Origin of the sequence: uncultured Aquincola sp., assembly GCF_964001545.1 — a bacterium.
In the GTDB taxonomy this organism is placed as follows: domain Bacteria; phylum Pseudomonadota; class Gammaproteobacteria; order Burkholderiales; family Burkholderiaceae_C; genus Aquincola.
The window spans coordinates 1-5018 of the sequence record NZ_CAXFDV010000550.1 but is presented as its reverse complement, the minus strand read 5'-3'; the positions used below and the strand labels follow the sequence as shown (position 1 = coordinate 5018).

The 5018-nt window shown below is 70.0% G+C and carries 7 protein-coding genes; 3 read left to right on the top strand and 4 right to left on the bottom strand.

Annotation, left to right across the window (positions count from 1 at the left end):
• Positions 1–5 precede the first annotated feature (5 nt).
• Positions 6–296, top strand: coding sequence for a DUF1778 domain-containing protein (locus ABNT58_RS18940; protein WP_348754993.1), 291 nt, complete (start codon positions 6–8; stop codon positions 294–296).
• Entirely contained in the window at positions 293–802 is a 510-nt protein-coding gene (locus tag ABNT58_RS18935) for a GNAT family N-acetyltransferase (RefSeq protein ID WP_348754992.1), read from the top strand. Before ABNT58_RS18940 ends, ABNT58_RS18935 begins: the two co-directional genes overlap by 4 nt.
• Here the strand turns inward: ABNT58_RS18935 and ABNT58_RS18930 are convergent.
• Together ABNT58_RS18930 and ABNT58_RS18925 are read right to left on the bottom strand one after the other, a co-directional pair.
• Positions 780–1148 carry a response regulator gene (locus ABNT58_RS18930; RefSeq protein WP_348754991.1) on the bottom strand — a complete coding sequence of 123 codons (369 nt, stop codon included), beginning with the start codon at positions 1146–1148 and terminating at the stop codon, positions 780–782. The two genes, ABNT58_RS18935 and ABNT58_RS18930, sit on opposite strands and share 23 nt — an antisense overlap.
• 17 nt (positions 1149–1165) lie before the next feature.
• Positions 1166–2128: a chemotaxis protein CheX gene (locus ABNT58_RS18925; RefSeq protein ID WP_348754990.1), complete on the bottom strand. Its 963-nt coding sequence runs from the start codon at positions 2126–2128 to the stop codon at positions 1166–1168.
• A 297-nt stretch (positions 2129–2425) separates the two neighbouring features.
• Here ABNT58_RS18925 and ABNT58_RS18920 point away from each other — a divergent pair, with 297 nt between their 5' ends.
• Positions 2426–3529 carry an acyltransferase gene (locus ABNT58_RS18920; RefSeq protein WP_348754989.1) on the top strand — a complete coding sequence of 368 codons (1104 nt, stop codon included), beginning with the start codon at positions 2426–2428 and terminating at the stop codon, positions 3527–3529.
• Here the strand turns inward: ABNT58_RS18920 and ABNT58_RS18915 are convergent.
• A complete protein-coding gene (locus ABNT58_RS18915) occupies positions 3515–3976 on the bottom strand; it encodes a MaoC family dehydratase (protein WP_348754988.1) in 462 nt (153 codons plus the stop codon). The genes ABNT58_RS18920 and ABNT58_RS18915 overlap by 15 nt on opposite strands.
• A partial coding sequence (gene boxA, locus ABNT58_RS18910) for a benzoyl-CoA 2,3-epoxidase subunit BoxA (protein ID WP_348754987.1) occupies positions 3973–5018 on the bottom strand: 1046 nt, incomplete at its 5' end. The genes boxA and ABNT58_RS18915, both read right to left, overlap by 4 nt.

Below are 5018 nucleotides of genomic sequence, written 5' to 3'. Positions count from 1 at the left end.
TGACCATGGCCGCCACTGCAACCCCCCGCACCGCCCGCGTCGAAGCCCGCATCGCCCCCGATGCGCTGGCCGTCGTTCGCCGTGCGGCGGAGCTTCAGGGCCGCAGCGTCAGCGACTTTCTCGTGGCGGCCGCCTTGAAGGACGCCCAACGCACGATAGAAGACGCTCAGCTCATCCGCCTGAGCGTGCAGGACCAGGAGCGCTTTGCCGCCCTGCTGTTGAATCCGCCGCCGCTTGCACCGGCCATGAAGCGCGCTTTGAAGGCCCGCCAGCGCCTGCTCGACGGCGCCAAGTGACCGCGCCGTTCCGCCTGGAGCCGTTGGCGCCAGGCCATGCGCGAGCTTCTTTTGCGTGTGGTGTGGCGGCGTTGGATCACTACCTGGCCGCCCAGGCCGGACAGGATGTCCGCCGCCGCGTCAGTGCCTGCTATGTGGCCCTGGAGTCGGTGTCAGGCGCGGTGGCCGGCTACTACACGCTGGCGGCCTGCGGCGTTGCGCTGACCGACCTGCCCGCAGACTGGGCCAAGCGGCTTCCCCGCTACCCCAGCGTGCCCGTGGCGCGTGTCGGCCGGCTGGCCATCGACCAGCGTTTCCAGGGCAGGCAGCTGGGCAGCGCCTTGCTGGCGGACGCGGCTGTTCGCGCCGCACGCTCCGAAGTGGCCGTGTTCGCGTTGGTCGTCGACGCCAAGGATGACCGGGCAGCCCGCTTCTACCGGCACCATGGCTTCGAGCCTTTCGGTGCGCATGGACTGCAGCTGGCCGTCCCGCTCAAGCGCTTCATCACATCCCGCACAACTTCCTGAACGGCCCCAGCACCGCCTCGCCGCGGAAGGGCTTGACGATCCAGCCGGTGATGCCGATCTCCTTGCCGCGGGCGCGCATGCTGGCGTTGTCTTCGGTGGTCAGCATCACGATGCGCACCGCGGTGTTGCCCAGCTCGGTGCGGATCTTGTCGGCCATGGTCAGGCCGTCCATGTTGGGCATGTTGATGTCGCTGACCACCAGCTTGATGCCGTTGTCTTCCTGCAGCAGCTGCAGGCCGGCGCGGCCGTCGTTGGCCACGGCCACGTCGAAGCCGTTTTGGGTGAGAAAACCGGAGACGATCTCGCGCATCGTGCTCGAGTCGTCCACCACCAGGATCTGGGCCATTCAGAAAACTCCGTGAATCAGAAGAACTCGAGTTCGCCGGTGGCGGCGGTGCTGTTGCCTGCCGAGAACTCGACGAAGGCTTCCGGCACGAACAGGAGGTTGAAGATGAAGCGCTGCACGATGGTCACCGGCGGCTGGCGCGGCCGGCGCGGATCGGTCAGCAGGTAGCGGATGCACAGCTGCGGGTCCTGCGACCCGAACGAGATGTACTTCTGCTCATGGTTGATGACGATGGGCACCTGCGTCTGCTGGTTGGCAAACGCCTCGGGCGGGATGTAGCGGTTCTTGAAGGCGCCCCACACCAGGTTGGTAGTCTCGCCCAGCAGGTTGTTCAGTTCGCGAAAGCCCAGGTCGCCGCCCACGCCTTCGTAGCCCATGCCCTGGGCCATGCCCTGGCGCAGCGCGCCTTCTTCGGTCTGCAGCATCATGTAGCCGCGGCACCAGGTGCTTTCCAGCGCAATCAGCGTCGACACCTGGCCGTAGATGATGCGGTCGTGCACCACGTAGGGCGGCTCGGCCACCACCTCGGCATTCGGGAACATCGAGCGGATGGCGTTGCAGCTCAGCTCCACCACGCCGCCCACCAGCGTGGTGGGGTAGCGCAGCCCGAACAGGCTGTGGTCGATCAGCTCGCGCAGCGCGGCCATGTCGCCGCTGGGCCAGGGGTGGGTGACGGCGCGGGCTTCGTCGTCGGTCAGCGGCCGGCTGCTGGTGCGGCGCAGGAAGATGGGCAGCTCGGGCCGCTGGCGGTGCAGCGCGATGGCCAGTGGCAGGCTGTCGCTGCCGTCTTCGTGCAGGTCCTCGGCCAGCAGCACGCCGCCCAGGTCCTTGTGCTGCTTGAGCGCGTCCAACGCGTCGGCCGCGGCACGCGGCACGGTGATGAGACCCAGGTTCTCGCAGAACTCCAGCAGGCTGGCGTAGTGCACGGGGTCGTGTTCCAGCAGCAGCACCTTGGCAGCCAGGAAGGTTGTCTCGCTCATCGTGTACCTCTACAAATGTGGCAGCGCGGCGCCGGCGAGGGGCGCGCCTTTCCCCTTATCGGCGGCTGCACGGCGCACTGAAACGCGGCCGAGGTGCCTGCCGTGGCGCCCGTCACTCGCCTGAACAGGTGGTGCGCCGGCCCCGGGGGGCGCGCCGCATGTGCGAACATCTCGGCCCCCGCGGCCCGGTGCCGCACGGTGCGCCCGCCGCCCGTGCCAACCCCGGCCGCTTGTTCTTTTTGATGCCGTCCGTCACGCATGCCCGCATGCGGGCCCTGGTCGGCCCCTGCCCGCACCATGCCCGCCCTGCGCCCCACGTCACGTACCGCTTCCACCAGCCCGGCCATCGACCTGGCCAAGGTGCTCGCCGCGCACCTGATCCTGTTCCACCACCTGTTTCTGTACGGCCCGGTGCCGGCCGGGCCGCTGGGCTGGATCGTGGCCGACGGCCGGCTGGCGGTGCAGGTGTTCCTGGTGATCGGCGGCTACCTGGGCGCCGCCTCCATGCTGGGCAAGCTGCACAAGCCCACCACGGCGCCGCTGACCCGCCAGACCTGGCAGCTGATCGTGCAGCGCGCGCGCCGGCTGCTGCCCACCTACTGGCTGGCCGCCTTCGCGATGCTGGCCGTGCTGGGCTGGCTGCGCTGGGGCCCGCTGCCGGCCGAGCTGCCGCTGGACGTCGATCCGCGAGCGCTGGACCTGCCGCAGGTGGCGGCCAACCTGCTGCTGCTGCAGGACGTGCTGGGCCAGGAGGGGCTGTCGGCCGGCTTCTGGTACGTGGCCATCGACCTGCAGCTGTACATCGGCCTGGTGCTGCTGGCCATGCTGTGCCGGGCGCTGCCGCTGAGCGTGCGCGGCCGGCTGGCGGTGTTCGGCGGGTTGACGCTGGGCATCAGCCTGCTGTCGTTGCTGCGCTGGAACCTCGACCCCCGGCTGGACGCCTGGGCGCCGTACTTTGCCGGCTCCTATGCGCTGGGCATGCTGGCCTGCGTGCTGCGGCGCGGCGCGCGGCTGCCTTCGCCGCTGGCGCTGGGGACCGTGGGCGCCATCGGCCTGCTGGCGCTGGTGCTGGCCTGGCGCTCGCGCATCGCGGTGGCCACGCTCACCGCCATGGGCCTGTGCGCCCACGGCTGGCTGGACGAGTGGCTGCGCCGGCTGCCCGCTCGGTGGCTGCGGGCGCTGGGCGAGCTGGCTTCGGCCAGCTACCCGATGTTCCTGCTGCACTACCCGCTGCTGGTGCTGGTGTGCGCCAGCGTGGCCGGCCTGACCGACGCGCCGATGGCGCTGGCTGTGGCGGTGCTGGCCTGCTGGCCACTGAGCGTGGCGCTGGGCCTGCTGGTGCAGCGCTGGATGGAAGCGCCGCAACCGCTGCCGCTGCGCGCGGCTTCAGCCGCCGCCTGAAGCAGGGGCGGGGGCGGCCAGGTCGAACAGGCTGGTGGCTTCCAGGTTCAGCACTTCCACCCCTTGCTGGTTGTGCAGCTGCCAGCGCCAGCGCAGGATGCCCAGCCCCGGCTGGCTGCGTGAGCGGCGGGTCTCGATCACCGTGGCCCGCAGCCGCAGCGCATCACCCGGCCGCACCGGGGCCGGCCACTTCACGTACTGCAGCCCGGGCGAGGCATACGACTCAGATCCGTCCAGCGCCGCCTCGGTGACCAGCCGCATCGCGATGCCGCAGGTGTGCCAGCCGCTGGCAATCAGCCCGCCGAAGCGACCTTGCGCGGCGGCGGCCGGGTCGGTGTGGAACCACTGCGGGTCATAGGCGCCGGCAAACTGCAGCACCTCGGCCTCGGTCACGGCGTAGGGCCCGGCCTCGATCAGCTGGCCGGGCTGGAAGTCGGCGAACTTCAATACGTCTCCAGGTGCAGCCGGCCTTCGGCCTTGAGCACCGGGCCCAGCGTGTCCCAGGCCAGGCCGGCCTGCTCGGCCACGTCGCGCAGGGCCAGCACCACGCCTTCTTCCATGCTCTTGAGGCCGCACACATAAAAGTGCGTGTGGCCGTCCTTCAGCAGCGCGGCTAGGTCGGCGGCGCGTTCGCGCATCAGGTCCTGCACGTAGCGGCGGGGCTGGTCGCTCTGGCGCGAGAAGGCCAGGTTGATGTCGATGAAGTCCTTGGGCAGGGTTTGCAGCGGGCCGAAGTACGGCAGCTCCTGCGGCGTGCGGGCACCGAAGAAAAGCATCAGCTTGCCACCCTCGAAGCGGCCGCTCTTGCGCAGCCGGCGCCGCCATTCGGTCATCGCGCGCATCGGCGCGCTGCCGGTGCCGGTGCAGATCATCACGATGTGCGAGCGCGGGTGGTTGGGCATCAAAAAGCTGTGGCCGAAGGGCCCCACCACCTGCACCGTGTCGCCCACCTTCAGGTCGCACACATAGTTGGACGCCACACCGCGCACCGGCTGGCCCTGGTGGTCCTCGGTCACGCGTTTGACGGTCAGCGCCACGTTGTTGTAGCCCGGCCGCTCGCCGTTGCGCGGGCTGGCCACGCTGTACTGGCGCGCCACGTGCGGCTTGCCGTTCGCATCCACGCCGGGCGGAATGATGCCGATGCTCTGCCCCTCCAGCACCGGGAACGGCATGCCGCCGAAGTCCAGCACCACATGGTGGGTTTCGCTGGCAAAGCCGCTTTCGGTGCAGTTGATGTTGCCCACCACGGTGGCGGTGGTGGGCTTCTTCGGCGGGTACAGGTTGGTGTACGCATGCGCGGCCGACCACGGCGGCGTGGTGGCGCCGTAGGCCGCGCTGTTGAACGGCGCTTCGGCCAGCGTGGCCGCGGCGGCGGCCGGTGCCTGGGCCAGCACCGGCACCGCCGCTGCGGCCTGCGCATCGGTTGACACGCCGGCTTCGGCCAGTTGCTCGGGCGTCAGCTCGGGCGGCAGCTCGTCCCACAGCAGCT